Raw genomic sequence first — 1882 nt, 5'->3', positions numbered from 1 at the left:
GCGGCACATCGGTCAGCGTGCGTCTGCCGCTTCAGACCTGAGCCCCTTGTGCGGGAGAGGTGTGACGTCTATTTTTCGCGTCCGGGAAGTTTCCCGCCGCGAAGGCAGCTGAATCGGTGAGTGACGCAACACCAGAGAATCTCGGACCAGCGCTCTGCGAGGCCGTGGGCCGTCTTGCCGCGCAGGGGCTGTGCCGCGGGACCAGCGGAAATTTCAGTGCCCGGCTCTCGGCCGATCCCCTGCGGCTTGTGCTCACGCGCTCGGGGCGCGACAAGTCGCGCCTTGGCCCCGAGGACCTGATGGTTGTCGATGGGGAGGGGGCCCCCGCCGACGGGGAGAGCGGCACGCCCTCGGCCGAGGCGCTGCTTCACGGTGTCATTGCGCGCCACGCGAATGCGGGTGCCATTCTGCATGTGCACTCCCCGGCGAACACGCTGCTGGGAATGCACTTTCAGGACAAGGGCGGGTTCTGGGTGAGTGGTTACGAAATGCTCAAGGGTCTCGAAGGCGTTACTACCCACGACGCGAGCGTCTTTGTCCCGGTGGTGCGCAATTCCCAGGACATGGAAGTCATTCGCGCGTGGCTCGAACCCCAGCTTGCGCAGACCCCGGGCCTTCGCGGCTTCTTGATCGCCGGCCACGGCCTGTATGCTTGGGGCGCGGACGTGGCGCAGGCGTATCGGCACGTGGAGATCTTCGAGTTTCTGTTCGAGTGCCTGGCACGGCGCACGTCGTTCGGGCCCTTCAAGGGCTGATCGTCCAAAGGAGTCATAACTATGGCGACCCTGAACATTCGCGACGAAAACAAGGTGATGCAGGATGCAGCGGAGATCCGCGAGTTCCTGGCGAAGTTCGGCATCTGGTATCGCCGCTTCGAAGGTGGGGATTCCCTTGGCGCCAACCCGAGCAATGACGAAATTCTCGCTGCCTATGCCGCTCCCATTGAAGAACTCAAGGCCGAGGGCGGCTTTGTCACCGCCGATGTCGTGAACATTACCCCCGAGACGCCGGGCATCGAGGAAATGCTCGCGAAGTTCGACAAGGAACACTGGCACGATGAAGACGAAGTTCGTTTCATCGTCCACGGCGAGGGACTCTTCCATATTCATCCGGAAAATGGCCCCGTCTTCAGCATCGAGGTGCACAAGGGCGACATGATCAACGTGCCCAGGGGCACGCTGCACTGGTTCCATCTCTCGGAAAAGCGCACGGTGCGCGCGATTCGACTGTTCCAGGATCCGGCGGGATGGACGCCGCACTATACGGAGACGGGCCTGGACGCGAAGTACGAGCCGGTTTTCGAAGGCCAATAGAGAATTCGCATCAGGAGAAACCCCGTGCCGCTTCCCAAGGGCGTATCCGCCATTCTGCTCGACATCGAGGGAACGACCACTCCCATTTCCTTCGTCTACGACGTGCTTTTTCCCTACGCGCGCGAACACCTCGACGAGTACTGCGCCCGTGCCGATCAGGACGAGGCGGTTGCGGCTGCGCTCGTGCGGCTTCGCGAGGAAGGCACTCTTGAATCACGTGTAGCAGGGAAGGGTATGCCCGACTTCGGAAACGGCGCGCCCTTCGCCCGCTATCTCATGGACATGGATCGCAAGTCGACCGGGCTCAAGATGCTGCAGGGTCTCATCTGGGAAAAGGGCTACGCGGAGGGATCGCTCAAGAGTGAAGTCTTTGATGACGTACCGGCGGCGCTGAAAAAGTGGCGCGAGGCCGGGATTCGCCTTCGGATTTTTTCTTCCGGCAGCGTGCTGGCCCAGAAGCTGCTGTTCGGACACACGAAATACGGCGACCTGCTCGAACACTTCGAGGGCTACCACGACACGACCACCGGGCCCAAGCGGGTGGCCGATTCCTACCGCGCCATTGCTGG

General features: G+C 62.1%; 3 protein-coding genes. All 3 read left to right on the top strand.

Translation table 11 applies throughout. The features are described from left to right. The first annotated feature begins 116 nt into the window (after positions 1-116). Positions 117-755, top strand: coding sequence for a methylthioribulose 1-phosphate dehydratase (gene mtnB / locus KDH09_06430; GenBank protein ID MCB0219316.1), 639 nt, complete (start codon positions 117-119; stop codon positions 753-755). Between the two features lie 21 nt (positions 756-776). Next, entirely contained in the window at positions 777-1313 is a 537-nt protein-coding gene (locus KDH09_06425; protein ID MCB0219315.1) for a cupin domain-containing protein, read from the top strand. Between the two features lie 24 nt (positions 1314-1337). Further along, positions 1338-1882: acireductone synthase (gene mtnC, locus KDH09_06420; protein ID MCB0219314.1), on the top strand; the 545-nt coding region annotated here is incomplete at its 3' end.

The organism is Chrysiogenia bacterium, from assembly GCA_020434085.1.
Taxonomy (GTDB): domain Bacteria; phylum JAGRBM01; class JAGRBM01; order JAGRBM01; family JAGRBM01; genus JAGRBM01.
This window is presented reverse-complemented; position numbering and strand designations above follow the sequence as displayed.

Bases quoted from the DNA above. Each gene is read 5' to 3' on its own strand.
- KDH09_06425 (MCB0219315.1), top strand. From the start codon at position 777: ATGGCGACCCTGAACATTCGCGACGAAAACAAGGTGATGCAGGATGCA.